Annotated in this window: 17 protein-coding genes; 15 read left to right on the top strand and 2 right to left on the bottom strand. The window is 34.5% G+C overall.

Features of this window, described 5'->3' with window-relative positions; genetic code table 11:
* Nucleotide 1: 1 nt before the first annotated feature.
* Genes EKH84_RS12775 through holA form a run of 4 tightly spaced genes read left to right on the top strand, consistent with a single transcriptional unit; the run spans nt 2 to nt 5,633 of the window.
* Entirely contained in the window at nt 2-1,429 is a 1,428-nt protein-coding gene (locus EKH84_RS12775) for a sensor histidine kinase (protein ID WP_127066595.1), read from the top strand.
* Nucleotides 1,426-2,388, top strand: a complete 963-nt coding sequence (locus tag EKH84_RS12780) for a GerMN domain-containing protein (RefSeq protein ID WP_127066596.1) — start codon at nt 1,426-1,428, stop codon at nt 2,386-2,388. The genes EKH84_RS12775 and EKH84_RS12780 overlap by 4 nt, the downstream gene beginning before the upstream one ends.
* The gene (locus EKH84_RS12785) at nt 2,378-4,711 is read left to right on the top strand and encodes a DNA internalization-related competence protein ComEC/Rec2 (protein WP_190283321.1); all 2,334 of its coding nucleotides are present in this window, start codon (nt 2,378-2,380) and stop codon (nt 4,709-4,711) included. The genes EKH84_RS12780 and EKH84_RS12785 overlap by 11 nt, the downstream gene beginning before the upstream one ends.
* Nucleotides 4,674-5,633 carry a DNA polymerase III subunit delta gene (holA, locus tag EKH84_RS12790; protein ID WP_127066598.1) on the top strand — a complete coding sequence of 320 codons (960 nt, stop codon included), beginning with the start codon at nt 4,674-4,676 and terminating at the stop codon, nt 5,631-5,633. The genes EKH84_RS12785 and holA overlap by 38 nt, the downstream gene beginning before the upstream one ends.
* Before the next feature lie 43 nt (nt 5,634-5,676).
* Here the strand turns inward: holA and rpsT are convergent, their stop codons facing one another.
* Nucleotides 5,677-5,940 (bottom strand): 30S ribosomal protein S20, encoded by a 264-nt coding sequence (rpsT, locus tag EKH84_RS12795; protein ID WP_013657130.1) that lies wholly within the window; start codon nt 5,938-5,940, stop codon nt 5,677-5,679.
* Between the two features lie 215 nt (nt 5,941-6,155).
* On the opposite strand from rpsT, the gene gpr reads away from it, so the two are divergent.
* The 8 genes from gpr to dnaJ all read left to right on the top strand — a co-directional run bounded on the left by gpr (nt 6,156) and on the right by dnaJ (nt 16,348).
* Nucleotides 6,156-7,169 carry a GPR endopeptidase gene (gpr, locus tag EKH84_RS12800; protein ID WP_127066599.1) on the top strand — a complete coding sequence of 338 codons (1,014 nt, stop codon included), beginning with the start codon at nt 6,156-6,158 and terminating at the stop codon, nt 7,167-7,169.
* A 58-nt stretch (nt 7,170-7,227) separates the two neighbouring features.
* The gene (locus EKH84_RS12805) at nt 7,228-8,430 is read left to right on the top strand and encodes a stage II sporulation protein P (RefSeq protein ID WP_127066600.1); all 1,203 of its coding nucleotides are present in this window, start codon (nt 7,228-7,230) and stop codon (nt 8,428-8,430) included.
* An 83-nt stretch (nt 8,431-8,513) separates the two neighbouring features.
* Nucleotides 8,514-10,328 carry a translation elongation factor 4 gene (gene lepA / locus EKH84_RS12810; protein ID WP_013657133.1) on the top strand — a complete coding sequence of 605 codons (1,815 nt, stop codon included), beginning with the start codon at nt 8,514-8,516 and terminating at the stop codon, nt 10,326-10,328.
* An 11-nt stretch (nt 10,329-10,339) separates the two neighbouring features.
* On the top strand, nt 10,340-11,470 hold the full coding sequence (gene hemW / locus EKH84_RS12815) for a radical SAM family heme chaperone HemW (protein ID WP_127066601.1): 1,131 nt from the start codon (nt 10,340-10,342) through the stop codon (nt 11,468-11,470).
* A gap of 111 nt (nt 11,471-11,581) precedes the next feature.
* Nucleotides 11,582-12,619, top strand: coding sequence for a heat-inducible transcriptional repressor HrcA (gene hrcA / locus EKH84_RS12820; RefSeq protein ID WP_127066602.1), 1,038 nt, complete (start codon nt 11,582-11,584; stop codon nt 12,617-12,619).
* A gap of 17 nt (nt 12,620-12,636) precedes the next feature.
* On the top strand, nt 12,637-13,209 hold the full coding sequence (gene grpE / locus EKH84_RS12825; RefSeq protein WP_127066603.1) for a nucleotide exchange factor GrpE: 573 nt from the start codon (nt 12,637-12,639) through the stop codon (nt 13,207-13,209).
* Nucleotides 13,210-13,236: 27 nt separating this feature from the next.
* Nucleotides 13,237-15,081, top strand: coding sequence for a molecular chaperone DnaK (gene dnaK, locus EKH84_RS12830; RefSeq protein ID WP_127066604.1), 1,845 nt, complete (start codon nt 13,237-13,239; stop codon nt 15,079-15,081).
* Nucleotides 15,082-15,187: 106 nt separating this feature from the next.
* Nucleotides 15,188-16,348 carry a molecular chaperone DnaJ gene (gene dnaJ, locus EKH84_RS12835; protein ID WP_127066605.1) on the top strand — a complete coding sequence of 387 codons (1,161 nt, stop codon included), beginning with the start codon at nt 15,188-15,190 and terminating at the stop codon, nt 16,346-16,348.
* Between the two features lie 90 nt (nt 16,349-16,438).
* On the opposite strand, the gene EKH84_RS12840 is transcribed toward dnaJ, so the two are convergent.
* Nucleotides 16,439-16,630 carry a hypothetical protein gene (locus tag EKH84_RS12840; protein ID WP_013657139.1) on the bottom strand — a complete coding sequence of 64 codons (192 nt, stop codon included), beginning with the start codon at nt 16,628-16,630 and terminating at the stop codon, nt 16,439-16,441.
* 160 nt (nt 16,631-16,790) lie between these two features.
* On the opposite strand from EKH84_RS12840, the gene prmA reads away from it, so the two are divergent.
* The 3 genes from prmA to EKH84_RS12855 are packed head-to-tail and all read left to right on the top strand — an operon-like array spanning nt 16,791 to nt 18,887.
* Nucleotides 16,791-17,759: a 50S ribosomal protein L11 methyltransferase gene (prmA, locus tag EKH84_RS12845; RefSeq protein ID WP_127066606.1), complete on the top strand. Its 969-nt coding sequence runs from the start codon at nt 16,791-16,793 to the stop codon at nt 17,757-17,759.
* 16 nt (nt 17,760-17,775) lie between these two features.
* Nucleotides 17,776-18,516 (top strand): RsmE family RNA methyltransferase, encoded by a 741-nt coding sequence (locus EKH84_RS12850; RefSeq protein WP_127066607.1) that lies wholly within the window; start codon nt 17,776-17,778, stop codon nt 18,514-18,516.
* Between the two features lie 2 nt (nt 18,517-18,518).
* Nucleotides 18,519-18,887 (top strand): response regulator, encoded by a 369-nt coding sequence (locus EKH84_RS12855; RefSeq protein WP_013657142.1) that lies wholly within the window; start codon nt 18,519-18,521, stop codon nt 18,885-18,887.
* Nucleotides 18,888-18,892 lie beyond the last annotated feature (5 nt).

The raw sequence follows: 18,892 nt of genomic DNA on the forward strand, positions 1-18,892 counted from the left end.
GATGAAATGGTTTCATAGCTTAAGATGGAAACTTTTATTTTTATTTTTCATTATTAGCTATATACCTCTTATGTTTTTCTCTTCTGTTATTTTAGACCGTATGGAGACTTACTATCTTACAGAAAGTGAAAAGGGATGGTTAGGAAAAGCTAATATGGTAGCTACTCAAGTTAAGGAAGGTAACTATTTAATAGATAATAGTAACTATAACTTATTTAAAACTTTAATTTCTAGTAAAAGTAGTGAAAATGGGGCTAGGATTTTAGTAGTAGATGCATCTGGATTTGTTATTATGGATTCTAGTGGGGCTGATACCAATAATACACTTATGAATGACACAGTTCTTTCAGCACTCAATAATCAGGAAAAGGCTCAGAAGATTGAAGGATTGCCGATTATGACAGCAGCAGTTCCTGTACTTGATAAGGATAAAAAAACTGTGGTGGGAGCTGTAGTATTAGTGACATCAATTAAAGATGTTTTTTTACCTATTCAAGATATGAAAAATCAAATTTACCTACTCTCTTTAGTGATTGCACTTATTGCGGGCCTGCTTAGCTTTGCTACTTCATCTGTTATCACTAAGCCTTTAAAAACGCTTATGAAATTCGTTCAAAAAATTACGAATGGACAATTGGATCAGAAGGTAAATGTTATTGGTAAAGACGAGATTGCAGAATTAGGTAATGCTTTTAATCATATGACAGATCAACTACAAAGAGTAGAGCAGTCTAGACAGGAATTTGTATCGAATGTTTCACATGAGCTCAAAACACCTCTTTCATCGATCAAAGTATTAACCGAATCTTTAATGTTTCAAGAAGATGTACCAGTAGAGATGTATAAAGAGTTTTTTGAGGACATTAACTCAGAAGTTGACAGACTGAATAATATTATTTCTGATTTGTTAACTTTGGTAAGACTAGATCAAAGAGAAATTCCACTTAATATTGCCAATGTAGACATTAATGAAATGACACAAAATATTTTAAAGAGATTAACGCCACTGGCAAAAAAGAAAGAGATTAAATTAATTTATGAAAGTCATAAAGATATTATTGCAGAAATTGATGAAGTGAAATTCACTTTAGCACTTACTAATTTAATTGAAAATGCCATTAAATATACACCAAGTGGTGGAGAAGTCGGGGTTGTGATTCAAAGTGATTTGCAGGATGCATTCATATCAGTTCAAGATACTGGTATAGGTATTGCTAAAGAGGAGCAATCTAGAATTTTTGAACGGTTTTATCGAACGGATAAAACACGTAATCGAGAAACAGGTGGAACAGGTTTAGGATTAGCTATTACTTATAAAACGGTTATTATGCATAATGGTTCCATTCAAGTTGAAAGTGAAGAAGGAAAAGGCTCAGTATTTAGTGTTCAATTCCCGCTGCGCCATGTATGGGAAGGAGGTACTAAATGAAAAAGCAACAAGGTAAAATCGGATTATTCCTATTGTTAGTGGTACTAATCAGTTTATCAGGCTGCACCAAGACGACAATTCAATCAGATGGTTCCCCACAAATTTATTATTTTGATACTACAAAAGGTGAGTTATTTAGTCAACCACTAGGAGCAGCCTTTCTAAGTTTAGGGACAGACCAAGAAAAAGTAGAGTATATTATTGATGAACTAGCTATGAATAAGAATATACAGGGAAATACACTTGTAGCAACTAATCCTATGCCCATCATAGGCGTTACTACAAATATCAATGACCGTATGGTACAAATTAAATTTAGTAATGACTATAATAATTTAGCCACTCAGGAACGTATCGGCATACGAGCTGCTATTGTATATTCTTTGACACAATTAGATTTCATTGATAGTGTTGACTTTTATATTGAAGATAGCCCTTTAACAACTAGTACTGGAAAGGTTATAGGACCTATCTCACAAGCTAATATTAAACTTAATGTGTTAGAACCTAATCCTGCAACAACACCATATACTTTACCATTGTATTTCGTAAATGCAGAAGGTAAGTTAGTAAAAGAGGAAAGGGGTGTTCGTGTAAGTGATCCTACATCTGTAGAGAAATTGCTTATTGAAGAACTGATTAAAGGACCTAATTCTGAAGGATTATCAGCTTCTTTACCAAGTGATATGAAAGTGAATGATGCAACAACAACTAATGGTGTTTGTCAAGTAGACTTATCCTTTGATTTAAAATCAAAGTTTTTTACTTCGCCAGAGGTGAAAGAAAGAATGATTTATGCAATTGTTAATTCACTTACGGAGATTCCTAAGCTCCGTACCGATATTCCTAAAATTAAAAAGGTAGCTTTTTTAGTAGATGGAAAAAGTGATATTGAGTTTACAAAAGAGATAGATTTAAGAGATACCTTTGAAAGAAATGAGGCTTATATTGGAGAATAAAAGTAAGTATTTAACTCGTCCAATTGCCCATATGACATTAGGTTTCATCATAGGTATTATAGGGGGAAACATGTTTCTAAATGAGAAATATGTTTCCTCTTTTTTTATACTAGGGTTACTTAGTGTTGGGGCATTTTACTATTTAAAATATCGCTATAAGGGCTTAATGATAATTTTGATAAGTAGTATAGCAGGAATTCTTTTATTGACCATACATCCTCTTCGATTAGAACCCCATTACTTTGAACCAGGTAATAGGGTACAATTAGAAGGCGAAGTATATGAAGTGCAAAATACAGCTTACGGACAGTATATTTCTATAAAACATGTAACCTTATATAAAGAAAAGCATAAAGTACAGCTTCGGTCTTCATTACAACTCAGTGTTAATACTGTAAACACTATCACTCCTTATGATTGGGTAGACGTTAGAGGAACGGTAGAAGCTATAGAAGGAGCGATGAATCCGAGTGATTTTAATGACATTACCTATCTTAAAACGAAAAACATAGTAGGCAGAATTAAGGTAGAAGAAATACTAACCCAAGATGTAAAAACGCCGTGGATAGAGAAGCTTCAAAACAAATTGAAAAGTAAGTTGGATGAATTATTCCAAGGGAAAGACCAGGGGATTATGAAAGCTTTACTTTTAGGAGATGATACGGCGCTAGAAGCAAGTACTGATGAAATCTACACAGATTCAGGAATTAGCCATGTCTTATGTATATCAGGATTTCATGTAGGCGTGATTGCAGGCTTTTTATTGCTTGTTATGGGGCAATTAGGGATGAGCTATACCCTACGTTATTTAATAGTTCTTTTAGGCATATGGTTATATGCTTATTTGACAGGCTGGGGAGTATCTACGTTAAGAGCAACTTGGATGATGAGCTTTCTAGTAATGGGTCGTCTTATTTGGGAAGAAGAGGATGGATGGATCAATCTAGCCCTGGCTAGTTTATGTATTTTAATTGTACAACCTTATCAGTTGTTTGCTGTGGGATTTCAATTATCCTTTCTTGCAATGGTAGCCATCATAATAAGTCAAATAATCATTGAGCATTTGGAAGAGGAGAAAAAAATGAAACCATGGCACAAATGGTTATTGCCATGGTTACCTATTCAGCTTATCTTGTCACTTCCATTAGCCTATCACTTTTATCAAGTTCCCTTTTTAAGTAGCTTGCTTAATTTTATAGTTATTCCTCTATTTTCATTGATAATGATTGGTGGTTGGGGATGTTTATTGATGGGATTGTTGGGTTGGCCCTTAGGATATTTGTTAGCATCTGTAATCAGTTTATTATTACAAGTTATAAGTTTTGTGGTTCGTTTGGTGTTATCAGTTCCTTTAAGTACCATTTGTGTAGGTAGACCTAGTGGTATAGAACTCTTGCTTTATATAATAGTTATAGGTTTATTTCTTTATGGAGTATGGGGGATTGGCAATAAAATAAAATTATATGCCTGTAGTTGTTTATTAACCCTTTCTCTAATAGTAGGTATTAAAGTAATTCCAAAAGAATTGAATGTTGCTTTTTTGTATGTAGGGCAAGGAGATGGCGCTGTTATTATTACACCAAAAGGACAAGTGATTGTTATTGATGGCGGTAAGACTGGAAAAGGAGGTGTTATAGAACGTTATTTAAAATATAAAGGTAAGACCCAAATTGATATGATGATTTTATCTCATTCAGATGAGGATCATATAGGTGGGTTAATAGAACTTATATCAGGAACTATTCGTGTTAAGCAGGTTTGTATATCTAAAGCAGATGAATCTGAAAACTTAGTGCGATTTAAAGAACAATGTAGGAGAAAAGAGATTCCTATACTAGCTATAGGGAGAGGAGATCAACTTGTTTTAGGAGATTTAAAACTAACAGCATTAGCACCTAACTTTACAACTCCGAAAGAAATAGCTAATGATAATTCTCTTGTGTGCATGCTACAATATAAGGCTTTTTCAGCTTTATTTACAGGCGACAAATCTAAAGATTCTGAGTCATGGATTTATAGTCAGTTAAATCCTATTAGTATCTTGAAAATAAGTCATCACGGTTCAAGAACAGGTACCTCAAAAGAACTTCTTTTGAAAGTTAATCCTGTATATGCTATGATAAGTTGTGGCAGGCAGAATCGTTATGGACATCCTCATAAAGAGGTTACTGATTTACTAACTGAGAATCATATTACGTATAGCCAAACAAATGAAACAGGAGCTGTTTGGATTGAGACAAATGGCTATAAGATGAAAATAAACAAACAAAGAGAGGATTTAGAGCATGATGCAGGGATGTTATTTACTGCTAGGGGAAGATAGTTGGTCAAAAGGACAATATATTGAAAAGGTCAAAAAGGAAGTTCTTGCAAGTGGCAATGAAATGATGAATTTTTATGAAGCACAAGATAAAGAAGTCATAGTAAGTCAAGTTCAAGATGCTGTAGATACCCTACCTTTTTTTGCTGAGCAAAAGCTTATTTTGCTTAAAGAAACTGGACTATTTAAAACGGGAAAAAAAGAAGAAACGGAAAAGTTTGAGACTTTAGTGGCTCATATACCAGATTATGTGGTTTTATTAATAGATGAAAAAGAAGTAGATAAAAGAAATAAGCTTTATAAAACCATGAAAGCAAAAGCACAAATTGTAGAATTTCATTTTTCTGGTGAGGAGGCTGTTTATCAATTTTTAAAAAATGCTTGTAAAGAAAAACGACTTAGTAGCGATGAAATGACTCTTCGTTATTTTATACAAAAAATGCCAGAAGATATGGCTTATCTATTGGGAGAATGGGAAAAACTTATCAGTTATGTTCAAGATGGGGTTATAACGAAAGAAGCTATTAATGAAATATGTATTTTCTCATTAGAAACACGTGTATTTGAAATGGTAAAAAAAATAGTAAACCATGAGGGCAATGAGGCACTCGAGATTTATAGCCGCATGATACAAAGTAAGGAATCCCCTATTGGTATCTTAGTGCTTATTGCAAGGCAGTTTCGCATGATGTACCAAGTTAAATATTTATTGGCTAATAGAAGTCCACTCAAAGAAATCTCTGCTGAAACAAAACTTCCCTTTTTTGTGGTGAAAGAAATGAGTGAGCAGGTACAACACTACCAGTTTAAACAGCTAGAAGATATTTTAGAAGCATGTTTAAATACTGATGAAGCCATTAAAACAGGTAAGATGGAAAGTAGTAAATGTGTAGAGATGCTTATTATGAATTGTTTAAACGGATAAAATAAAAAGACCTCGAAAGAGGTCTTTTTATTTTTGCATCTTATTAAGCAAGTGTATTTACTAAACGTGTTAAAGAAGATTTTTTACGAGCAGCAGCGTTTTTGTGGAAGATTCCTTTTGCTGTTGCTTTATCAATTGCTTTAACTGCATTTACTAAAGCTACTTTTGCTGCAGCTTGATCATTAGCTTCTACTGCAAATCTAACTTTTTTGATTTGAGTTTTAACTGCTGATTTAATTGCACGGTTACGTGCAGTTTTTGTTGCGATAACTAAGATACGTTTTTTTGCTGATTTAATATTTGCCATTTGATGGCACCTCCATTCATATTCTTGGACACGGTTTGGGGAACTATGAACGGTTTTAACAGGACTCATTATAGTATAAATACCGGACAAAGTCAATGTATACCCATAAAAATAATGGTCAAACTACCTAATGTACGTAAGATATTTGCCATTAAACATTATAATCAATCTTTTAAACAGAGTAAAGGCAAAGCCGAAAAAAAGGAAGTGAATTTATGGATGGATATGAAAAAGTAGGAAATTTCTCGCCAAGAACAGATTTGGCAATTGAAATTAGTAATGCCCTTAAGTTAGATAGGGATGATTCTTATGAAATACCTGGGGTAGAAGTTAAACAAAAAGCCTTGGAAGAAGGAGCCTTAGCTGTAACAAAGGTATGTATATTAAATACAGAAGGCGAAAAAAATATGGGGAAACCTATAGGGGATTATATTACTATTGAATCAAATGGCTTAAAGCAAAATAATCCAGAGCTTCATGAAAAAATAATTAGTGTGCTGGCAGAAGCTATTAAATCCCTTTTGCCAGAAAAAAAGCAAGACCCATTAAATATATTAGTTATTGGATTAGGTAATCGTTTTGCTACGCCTGATACATTAGGTCCCAAAGTAGCTAATCAAGTATTTGTAACCAGACACATGGCACTTAAAGCACCAGAGCTTCTAGATGAAGGTGTATGTTATTTAAGTAGTTTTGCACCTAGTGTTATGGGACTAACTGGTATAGAAACAGCAGAAGTTATACGTGGTGTAGCAGACAATGTTAAACCGGATTGTATTATTGCCATTGATGCTTTAGCTGCTAGAAGTGCAACACGCATTAATACGACGATTCAGATTACAAACACAGGTATTTCTCCTGGTGCAGGAGTAGGTAATAAGCGTAAGGAACTTAATGAAGCTACTATTGGATGCAAAGTAATTGCTGTAGGTGTACCTACTGTAGTAGATACAGTGACTTTAGTTTCCGATGCTTTAAATGATCTTATTTCGCATATGCTAAAGCAAGCTGAACATTCACCTTTTTATGATGTATTAAAAGACTTAACAGAAGAGGAACATTATCAATTAATAAAAGAAAGTATTTATCCTGAAATAAGTGATTTATTTGTAACACCAAAAGAAATAGATGAGGTGATGGAATATTTATCAAGCATTGTAGCTAATGGTATTAATCTAGCAGTTCATCCTGGCATGACATTAAAAGATATTAATAAATATACTTATTAGTCATAAAATAATATACAAGCCTATACAATAATAAAGAATGGTGTAGGGGGGGATATATGTGTTAAAACTTGAAAAGATTATAAAGCACTATGAGATTAATTTTCGACTAAACGGCTATAAAAAAATGATTCTTTATATAGGTATTATTAGTTCATTGATGATTAATATATATAGCTTGCAGCTTAAAGGATACCCAGTCGGAGAGCTTTTTTTTTCTGAGGCATTACCTAAATCTTCTTCAACATATAAAACCATATTCTTTAAACAATATGGCTATTTATTTTCTGGTGTTATAATTGGAGAACCTTTAAGTTTGCTTGCTAATGCTATTCCTTATATAGAAGAAAATGAAGGATTTAAAGCCTCTTACAATGAAATAGTGGGTTATTTTACACCTAATGATTTAAAAAATCAAAAAATATCACAAACTAATGAGCAAGTAAAAGAAACACAAAATGATAGAACTTCTCAAGTACAGGAGAAGGTTTCAATTGAAGCTCTTAAAGATCCACAATATGTATTTAATCGTTATATGACTGCTTCAGCAGAAATGGAATTTGGAGTAGATATGATAAAGGAATGGGATTTTTCTAAGCTTGCTCAGCAACCTATACGTTTAAATGAATCTATAAAAGGACCTCAAGTTCTTATTTTCCATACACATTCTAGAGAAGATTATATGGGTGGACTAACTGTTATAGAGGTGGCAGAGGCATTAAAAAAAGAATTAGAAGATGAATATGATATTGCTGTATTACATATAGAGGACTCTTTTTATGAGGAAAGTAATAAAGGAAAGTTTCCTACAGGTGGAGAATATGAACGAATGGAGGCAAAGATTAAGCAAGTAATCGAAGAAAACCCTTCTATATCTGTAGCCATTGATTTACACCGTGATGGGGTAGATGACAAAGTCCATTTAGTGACAGATATTAATGGTAAACAAACAGCTAAGGTGATGTTGGTAGCCCCTTTATGTCGCAATCGTAATGTGGCAGGCCAAGTTGTAAATAAAGTGGATTTACCCAATCCATATCTAGGTGATAATTTAGCTTTTGCCCTTCAAACACTTTTAACTGCCAATGAATATTATCCAGGTTTTTCGAGAAAAATTTTCTGTGATGAATGGCGTTATAGTACTCATATGAAACCTCAGTCTCTTTTAATGGAATGGGGGGCACAAACTAATACAGGAGAAGAAGCTCTTAATGCTGTGGAACCTATGGCACAAATTTTAGCTAAAGTTCTAGGAAAAAGCTAATGAAACAAAAAGATTGATACAAAAAGAAGGGCTATGCTATAATGAAACGAAAAGAATAGACAAAAGAAATAAGGAGGGGCAAAATGTCTCTTTCAAAACAATCGAAAATAAGAAATTTCTCTATCATTGCCCATATTGATCATGGTAAGAGTACACTTGCGGACCGTATTATTCAAATGACGGGTACACTTACAGCACGCGAAATGCAAGAACAAGTTCTAGACAATATGGATTTAGAAAGAGAACGAGGGATTACCATTAAATCACAAGCGGTAAGGTTGGTATATAAAGCAAAAGATGGGGAAGAGTATGTATTTAATTTAATTGATACTCCAGGCCACGTTGATTTTAACTATGAGGTATCTAGAAGCCTGGCAGCTTGTGAAGGTGCTGTGTTAGTTGTAGATGCAGCACAGGGTATTGAAGCACAAACACTTGCTAATGTTTATTTAGCCTTAGAGCATGATTTAGAAATTATGCCGGTTATTAATAAAATCGATTTACCAAGTGCTGACCCAGAACGTGTCAAAGAAGAAATAGAAGACATTATTGGGTTAGATGCTAGTCATGCACCACTCATTTCAGCTAAGACAGGACTTAATGTGGAAGATGTATTAGAACAAATAGTGACTCATATCCCAGCACCAACAGGTGATATGGATGCACCACTTAAAGCGTTAATTTTTGACTCATTATATGATCCTTATAAAGGAGTTATTGTATTTTGCAGAATTAAAGAAGGAACACTTAAGCAAGGTATGCGTGTACGTATGATGGCTTCCAAGACTGAATTTGATGTGGTAGAAGTAGGAACTTTTGGTGCCGGACAATTTAGGCCAAGTGAAGAAGGCTTAATTCCAGGAGAAGTAGGTTACTTTACAGCAAGTATTAAAAATGTAAAAGATACGCATGTAGGAGATACAGTAACAGATGCCACTAATCCAGCTGATGCTCCTTTACCTGGTTATAAAAAAGCTAATCCAATGGTGTACTGTGGTCTTTACCCAGCAGATGGTGCAAAATATGGCGACCTTCGTGATAGCTTAGAAAAGCTTCAGCTTAATGACGCAGCCCTTGTATTTGAACCTGAGACCTCTATTGCTTTAGGCTTTGGATTTAGATGTGGTTTCTTGGGACTACTTCATATGGAAATTATCCAAGAACGTTTAGAACGTGAATACAATTTAGACCTTGTAACAACAGCACCAAATGTTATTTATAAAGTACATCAGACTAATGGAGAGGTCATTGAACTCTCTAATCCAGCTAATCTACCAGATCCATCTTACATTAAATATATGGAAGAACCAATGGTTAATGCTAAAATTATTGTACCAACAGAATATGTGGGAGCTGTTATGGAACTTTGCCAAGAGCGAAGGGGAATCTACTTCGGAATGGAATATTTAGAGGCCACACGTGCCGTGCTCAATTACGATTTGCCTCTTAATGAGATTATTTATGATTTCTTTGATGCGCTTAAATCAAGAACAAGAGGTTATGCTTCTTTTGACTATGAAATGAAAGGTTACCAAGAATCTAAATTAGTTAAATTAGATATCTTAGTTAACAAAGAAATTGTAGATGCTCTTTCTTTAATTGTTCACGAAACAAATGCAGTTCATAAAGGAAGAAAAATCGTTGAGAAGCTCAAGAAAGAAATTCCAAAACATTTATTTGAAATTCCAATTCAAGCAGCTATTGGTAATAAAGTCATTGCTAGAGAAACAATCAGTGCTATGCGTAAGGACGTTCTTGCAAAATGCTATGGTGGTGATATTTCACGTAAGCGTAAATTATTAGAAAAACAAAAAGAAGGTAAAAAACGTATGCGTCAAGTAGGTAACGTAGAAGTACCACAAGAGGCCTTCATGAGCGTACTTAAATTAGATGAATAGAGGAATAGATTATGCCAATTGGACTTTATATCCATATTCCTTTTTGTGCATCTAAGTGCTATTATTGTGATTTCCTATCTTTTAAAAGACATGAAAAACAAGAAGCCTACGTGGATGCACTGATTCAGGAAATGGAACAAACTAAAAAAGATCTAGTAAGTGGCACAACTATAAAGTCTATTTTCATAGGTGGTGGTACTCCAACAGTACTACCACCCCTTTTATTGGACAAATTATTAAAAGCTGTTGTGTCATGTTTTAATATAGAGCCTGATGCTGAATGGACCATTGAAGCTAATCCAGGGACAATAGATATAGAGAAGCTTCAGGTTCTAAGAAAGTATCCTATTACTAGAATAAGCTTAGGTTTACAGTCTACTCATGATGACTTACTAAGAAAAATCGGAAGAATTCATACCTTTGAGGATTGGGAAGAAAGTATACGGCTTATTAAGCAACATACTTCATGGGAAATTAATACAGACTTAATGTTTGCACTTCCAGGACAAACAGAAGAGGCCTTTCTTGAGACTTTAAATACAGTTACGGCTTATGATATAGATCACTTATCTGTTTACGCGCTGATTATAGAAGAAGGTACAACTTTTTATAAGCTTTATGAAGAAGGCAAATTAGAAGTAGCATCGGATGAGTTGGATCGCCGAATGTATCATACAGCGCAACGTTATTTAAATGATAAGGGCTATATTCAATATGAAATTTCAAATTGGTCAAAGCCAGGTAAGAGTTGTAAGCATAATGCAATTTATTGGCAATTAGAACCGTATATAGGAATAGGCCTAGGAGCACATTCGTTGATGAATCATGCTAGATATTATAATGAAACAAATATGGAAGCGTATTTATCAGCAGCAGGTAATCTTTCCTTACTAAGGAAAGAAGAAGAGCAACTTACTAAAGAAATGGCAATGCAAGAATACATGTTTTTGGGGCTTCGTTTACTTCAAGGTATTGATACATTAGCATTTGAGAGACGTTTCGGAGAAAGTGTGTGGCAAGTTTATAACGAACAATTAACCAAATGGATAAAATATAATGTACTTGTAAAAGATAAAGAAAGAATCTATTTATCACCTTATGGTTTAGATGTTTGTAATGAGGTTTTTGCTTCTTTTTTATAAATACAAAATTCTTTAGATAGGATATTGACAACTGAAAATTTTAGTGATATCTTTATTTTATAGTTAGCACTCGTTAATGGTGAGTGCTAACAACAAGAAGGAAGTGATAGGATGGATATAGACGGACGTAAGCTGAAAATACTTGAAGCAATCATTCGTGATTATATAGAAACAGGAGATCCTGTTGGTTCTAGAACTATTTCTAAGAAGTACGATTTAGGCGTTAGTTCTGCTACCATTCGTAATGAAATGGCAGACCTAGAAGAACTCGGTCTCATTGTGCAGCCACACACTTCTGCAGGAAGAATTCCTTCTGATAAAGGATATCGCCTTTATGTAGATGGTATGATGCAACGTACACACATTGAACCAGAAATAGAAGAGATCATTTTAAAGATGATCAAAGAAAGAGTGAATCGTATTGATACACTAGTGGAAGAAACTGCTAAACTTATTGCAATGCTCACTAATTGTGCAACCATTGCTAGTACACCTTCTATTACTCAAGTACGTATTAAGCACCTTCAACTTGTTCCAATAGATGAGCATTCTGTAGCATGTGTGATTGTGACAGATACGAATAGCGTGAAAAATCACATTATCCCTACACCTAAAGCTATTGATTTTAATATGTGTAACGCTTTAACACACATTTTAAATGAAAGCATAAAAGGAAGCACACTAAGTCAAATTAGCTTGGATAAAATACGAGTATCTATTGAAGAAAAAATGAAAGAATACAGTACCATTGCAGGAAGTGTATTAGAGGCTATTGATAAAACCTTGCATCAAGAAGATATGCCAGATATTTATATACGTGGTGCCAATAATATTCTTGACTTTGAGGAATTCAATAACAAAGAAAAAGCAAGAGAATTATTTAAAGTATTGGAAGAAAAGCCATATTTATTACAAGTGTTAGATCATACACCACCTAACACCATTACAATCCGTATTGGAGAAGAAAATATACTAACTCCAATGAAAGATTGTAGTGTAGTAACAACAAGTTACAGCATAGGGGAACATACCATTGGTAACATAGGTATTATTGGTCCAACACGTATGGATTATGGTCAAGTCGTTTCAGTACTTGAATACGTCTCTCATCATATAACGAATATGTTAAGAGAAATGAATGACTCTTAACGTGAAAGGGTGAAATCATGGAGGAAAATAAAAAAGTTGATGAAGTACTAGAGGCTGATCAAGTGTCAGAAGTAGAAGAAAGTGCATCTGCTGAAGTAGAAGATCCTAAAGAGACTGAAGCTGTAGAAGCTGAAGTTGTAGAAGAAATACCTGAAGAAACAAAGGAAGAATCAGATAAATCAGCAGAATATCTTGAACGCTTACAACGTTTAATGGCGGAGTTTGATAACTACAGAAAACGTAGTGAAAAAGAAAAATCTGATAGCTATGATTTTGCAGTAAGTAATACAGTAGCTGAGTTATTACCTGTTATTGACAACTTTGAACGTGCCCTTCAAGTGGAAAGTGAAGATAAAAACTTCTATACAGGGGTGGAAATGATTTATAAACAGTTAATGAGTATGCTTGAAAAGTTGCATGTAACATCAATTGAAGCAGAAGGCAAAGAATTTGACCCAAATCTTCACAATGCGATTATGCACATAGATGATGAAGCTTATGGAGAAAATATCATTGCTAAAGAACTTCAAAAAGGTTATTTATATAAAGAAAAAGTGATTAGACATAGTTTAGTCCAAGTAGCAAATTAATATTAGTTTAGTAGGAGGAAAATAATCATGGGTAAAATTATAGGAATTGACTTAGGAACAACAAACTCTTGTGTATCTGTTATGGAAGGTGGAAAACCAGTTGTTATCGTTAATGCTGATGGTAATAGAACAACACCATCTGTTGTTGGTTTTAGTAAAACTGGTGAAAGACTTGTAGGGGATGTGGCAAAACGTCAAGCTGTTACAAATCATGAAAGAACAGTAATCTCCATTAAACGTCACATGGGAACAGACTACAAAGTAAATATTGATGATAAGAAATTCTCTCCACAAGAAATCTCAGCAATCATTCTTCAAAAATTAAAAGCTGATGCAGAAGCTCACCTTGGTGAAAGTGTAACAGAAGCAGTCATTACTGTACCAGCGTACTTCACAGATAGCCAAAGACAAGCAACTAAAGATGCTGGACGTATCGCAGGTCTTGATGTAAAACGTATTATTAATGAACCAACAGCTGCTGCTTTAGCTTATGGTCTTGATAATGAACATGAACAAAAAATTATGGTATATGACCTTGGTGGTGGTACATTCGACGTATCTGTTATTGATATCGGTGATGGTGTCATTGAAGTACTTGCAACAAGCGGTGATAATCACCTTGGTGGAGATGATTTTGACCAAAAAGTAATTGATTATTTAGTATCAGAATTCAAAAAACAAGAAGGCATTGACCTTTCAGCTGATAAAGTAGCAATGCAACGTTTAAAAGAAGCTGCTGAAACAGCTAAAAAAGAACTTTCACAAAAAACAAGTGCCAATGTACTTATTCCATTTATCTGCAGTGAAGGAAAGAGTCTAGATGTAACCATTACACGTGCTAAATTCGACGAATTAACACAAGATTTAGTAGAAAGAACAATGGGACCAGTTAGAACAGCACTTAGCGATGCAGGTCTTAACGCTTCAGAACTTGATAAAGTATTATTAGTTGGTGGTTCTACACGTATTCCAGCTGTTCAAGATGCTGTAAAACGTATTACAGGAAAAGACCCATTCAAAGGTATTAACCCAGATGAATGTGTTGCTGTAGGAGCAGCTATTCAAGGTGGTAAACTTTCTGGTGAAGCTGGTTCAGGAGATATTCTTCTTCTTGACGTAACACCTCTTTCACTTGGTATTGAAACAATGGGTGGTGTAGCTACAACAGTTATTCCTAGAAATACAACTATCCCAACTAAGAAATCACAAGTATTCTCAACAGCAGCAGATAATCAACCAGCCGTTGATATTCATGTAGTTCAAGGTGAAAGACCAATGGCTAATGACAATAAAACGCTTGGTAACTTTAAATTAGATGGTATTATGCCAGCTCCACGTGGGGTACCACAAATTGAAGTAACATTTGATATTGATGCTAATGGTATTGTTAAAGTATCTGCCAAAGACCTTGGAACAGGTAAAGAACAACACATTACAATCACAGCTAGCACAAATCTTAGTGATGATGAAATTGAAAAAGCTGTTAAAGAAGCAGAACAATTTGCAGCTGAAGATAAAAAACGTAAAGAAGCTATCGATGTTAAAAATGAAGCAGACAGTATGGTATTCCAAACAGAAAAAATGCTTAAAGACATGGAAGATAAATTAGAAGCTGATGATAAAGCTAAAGTGGATGCAGCACTTACAAAATTAAAAGAACTTAATGAAAAAGCTGTTATCGGTGCTATGACTGATGAACAAGTTGCTGAACTTAAAGCAGCTAAAGAAGAGTTAACAACAGTATTCTATGGAATCTCTGAAAAATTATATAGTCAAGCAGCACCAGATATGGGCGCTCAAGATCCAAATGCAGCAGCTGGTGGCAGTGCAAAAGATGACGATGTCATTGACGCTGATTTCAAAGAAGAATAAGATAGAGTATGAAACGGTCAAAGAGTACGTCTCTTTGACTGTTTCTGTGTTCACTTATAAGGACAAATAAATGAGATAATAAATTTGAGTAGTGGTGGTGAAAAGCGTGGATAAAAGAGATTATTATGAAGTCCTCGGCATAAATAAATCGGCTCAGGACGCAGAAATAAAAAAAGCTTATCGTAAATTAGCAAAAAAATATCATCCAGATGCTAATCCGGATAATAAAGAAGCAGAAGCTAAGTTTAAAGAAGTAACAGAAGCTTATGAGATTTTAAGTGATCCTGATAAAAAAGCAGCTTATGATCGCTATGGCCATGCCGCTTTTGAACAAGGTGCTGGCGGTGCTGGTGCTGGCGGCTTTGGTGGTTTTGGCGGTTTTGGTGGCTTCGATGGGGACATCGACCTTGGAGATATTTTAAATGGTATGTTTGGTGGTGGCTTTGGTGGAAGTAGTAATCGTAGACGTTCAAGAGGCCCAAGACCAGGGGCTGATATTAGACAGACCATTCAAATTAGCTTTGAAGAAGCCGCTTTTGGCTGCGAAAAAGAACTTTCTATTAATACTTCTGAAATCTGCGGCACATGTAATGGTACCAAAGCTAAACCTGGAACATCTACATCTACATGTACAAAATGTGGTGGTACGGGACGTGTTGTAGTGACACAACGTACGATTATGGGTATGATGCAAACAGAACAGGTTTGTGATGTTTGCCAAGGCGAAGGTAAAGTCATTAAAGAAAAATGTACGACTTGTCATGGGCATGGTAAAGTAAGAACCGTTAAAAAAGTAACTGTATCTATTCCAGCAGGTATTGACCATGGTCAGACGTTACGTGTATCTGGCAAGGGTGAAGTGGGAGATCCAGGAGCACCAGCAGGTGACTTACTTGTAACAGTTTCAGTCAAATCACATCAAGTATTTGAACGTCATGGCCAAGATGTTTATATGCGTATGCCAATTAGCTTTACTCAAGCAGCTTTAGGAGCAGAGCTTTCTATTCCAACTTTAGATGGTAATGTGAAATTTACCATTCAACCAGGTACACAAACTTCTTCTAAATTTAGACTACAAGGCAAAGGTATACCAAGCTTACGTAATAGCAAACAGCGTGGTGACCAATATGTAGAAGTTTATATTGTAGTACCAAAGAATCTGACTGAAAAGCAAAAAAGCATCCTAAGAGAATTTGAACCGGAAGCAGGCGAGCAGGCAGAAGAATCTAAAAAAGGTTGGCAACACATTTTTAAAAAAAATAAATAATGTAAAGATAAGAAGTAAAAGCAAAAGGCTATACACTTGGATAATCTTCAAAGGTATAGCCTTTTATTCTTATGCATAAGGAAAGGACGGCTAAGCTTCTTTAGAAGTGTGTTCTATTTCCTGTTTTGAAAAAGATTCATGTGATTTGAGATAGTCTCTTATAGCATAAAGGACATCTCGTAATGGCCAGCAAATCAAATAAATAATAGCAATATACATGATAAGTTGCAAAATAACTTGTCCATAAATAAAAACATAATTAATGAAGTTACCATTAGTCATAAAAACACCTCCTTTATGTTAATGTTACAAATAACAAGGCGAATCATACATCCAATTTATGTGGAAAATGGTATGAAGGAGGGTGAAAATGGACATAGCTTGAATTATAAAATACTTTCACTTATAATATGAACTATTACAGATAGATGGAGATGAAATAATGAATTGGTTAGAAGTAACTATAGATACATCCAAACAAGGATTAGAAACAATAACAGGTATATTATTACAACTGGGCGTTACGGGATTTGTGATTCAAGATCCTGATGATTTTGATGAATTTTTAACTTATCAAGGTAAAACTTGGGATTACATGGATGAAGATGTAGAAAAACTTAAAGATTGTCCGACTAATATCAAATTCTATTTAGCAGAGAATATGCAAGGACAAGAAACTTTTAAGGAAATTAAAAAGACGTTAGAACGTATGAAAGATTCACCTGAAGGAGCAGATTACGGCTCATTAGAAATGAGTCTAGGTAACGTTAACGAAGAAGACTGGGCAAATAACTGGAAAAAGTATTTTAAACCTTTTGAAGTAGGTGAGAAATTTGTTATTAAACCTACTTGGGAAAGTTATAATGAAAATACAAACCGAATGATTTTAGAAATAGATCCTAATTCATCTTTTGGAACCGGTCAACATTATACGACTCAACTTTGTATTGAACAATTAGAACAAATCATTAAGCCAGATGCCGAAGTACTTGATATGGGATGCGGCAGTGGTATTTTATCGATTGCAACACTTTTATTAGGTGCACAACATGTAACAGCAGTAGATATTGATCAAAATTCAGTCGATATTGCAAAAGATAATTTTATACAAAATGGTATGAAACAAGGCCAATTTGCACTTCATTGTGGCAATGTTATAGCAGATGAAGCATTAGTTAAGACCATTGGACAAGGTTGTTATGACGTAGTAGTAGCCAATATTGTGGCAGACGTCATTATTGGCATGAAGGAACTTTTAAAGGACTTCCTCAAACCAGGAGGAACACTCATTGCTTCAGGTATTATTAGTGATCGCAGTGAGGAAGTGAAAGAACATTTGGAGAGTGTCGGATTTACGGTAAAACATATGACAGAGAAAAATGATTGGGTAGCCATTATGGCTGATTTTTAAACGAGAAGGGTGAACTATGACGAAATTTTTTGTAAATGCAGAAGATGTGTTTGAAAATGAAATCCACATAAAAGGAACGGATGTTAATCATATTAAAAACGTCTTACGTCTACCTGTAGGCAAAGAAATTTTAATTAACAATAGACAAGGCAAGGACTATAAGTGTATAATAAAGTTAATTGATACAGATTTAGTAACGGCTGATATTATAGGTGAATTAGAAGAGACAACAGAACCTGCTGTACAAACCGTTTTATTTCAATCTCTCATAAAAGGGGAAAAGATGGAGTTTGTGATTCAAAAAGCAATTGAAATTGGTGTGACAGTCATTATTCCTATCATAACAGAACGTTGTATTGTAAAACTTGAATCGGATAAAAAAACAAAAAGTAAGTGTGAACGTTGGCAAAAAATAGCAGAAAGTGCAGCAAAACAAAGTAAAAGAGGTATTGTGCCAGAAGTTTTGTGGCCGATGACATTTAAAGAAGCACTTACCTATGCTAAACAACAATTAGAGGTGTCTTGTATTCCTTTTGAGAATGAACATGCCTTTCATATTAAGACTTATTTAAAAAACTGTAAAGCCAAATCAATAGGTATATTCATTGGACCAGAAGGAGGCTTTACAGATGAAGAAGTACTTTTAGCAAGTACTTTTCAAATAAGTCCGATCACATTAGGTAAGCGTATTTTAAGAAGTGAGACAGCTGGACTTGTAACTTTAGCCAACATCATGTATGAGATGGGAGAGATTTAGCAATGGAAGATGTAAGGTTTTTAGTTGTTGATGATGCAATATTTATGAGAACTGTCCTTAAAAAAATGTTAACAGATGCTAACTTTACTGTTGTTGGAGAGGCAGGGAATGGACTTCAAGCTATTGAAATGGCACAGCAGCTTCAACCAGACATTGTAACCTTAGATATCACTATGCCTGAGATGGATGGTATACAAGCAATAGATAGAATTTTAGAAGTAAGTCCAAACACCAAGATTATTATGTGTTCAGCTATGGGACAGCATTCAAAAGTAGTGGAAGCAATAAAAAAAGGTGCAAAAGACTTTATTGTCAAACCCTTTGAAAAAACACGTGTATTACAAGCAATTTATAATGTAATGAACAGATAAAATGG

It is taken from the genome of Cellulosilyticum sp. WCF-2, assembly GCF_003990395.1.
In the GTDB taxonomy this organism is placed as follows: Bacteria; Bacillota; Clostridia; order Lachnospirales; family Cellulosilyticaceae; genus Cellulosilyticum; species Cellulosilyticum lentocellum.